The 459-nt window shown below is 62.3% G+C and carries 1 tRNA gene; it reads left to right on the forward strand.

The annotated features are described in order from the left end of the window. The first annotated feature begins 199 nt into the window (after positions 1–199). A tRNA-Gly gene (locus RNB18_RS51795) sits at positions 200–273 on the forward strand. The last annotated feature ends 186 nt before the right edge of the window (positions 274–459 follow it).

Genomic DNA, 459 nt, shown 5'->3' on the forward strand with positions numbered 1-459 from the left:
GGGGTGGAATGTTTCGCCACAGCGCCCGACGCACCCAGTCGGCACTGGGCAACCGCGACCACCTGCGCCGGCAATCTTCGCCGCCCGGCGGTCTCCACTGTGCGGCTGCTGCGGCGTCAATTTCTTAGACTCGCCGGGGCGATGCCCGCACCGCCTTGCCCACAACCCGGGCCGAGTTGCTATCCTTCGTCAGCACCATGCCGATGTAGTTCAATGGCAGAACATCAGCTTCCCAAGCTGAATACGCGGGTTCGATTCCCGTCATCGGCTCCACTATTTTTGCAGGTAGAGCACCGTTTCTCAGCCCGCCAAGGGCATTCGGATGGCGATCCCCTACCGCGCCCGTACCGCCAGGAACCTGAATCCAGTCGTAATTGTCTGCGATGATCTCCGCTGTGACGGACGAGGGGACCGGTAGCGTCGCGCCGGAAGAGTCAGGACATCAGGGCACCTTGATTG

It is taken from the genome of Streptomyces doebereineriae, assembly GCF_031845645.1.
Lineage (GTDB): Bacteria > Actinomycetota > Actinomycetes > Streptomycetales > Streptomycetaceae > Streptomyces > Streptomyces canus.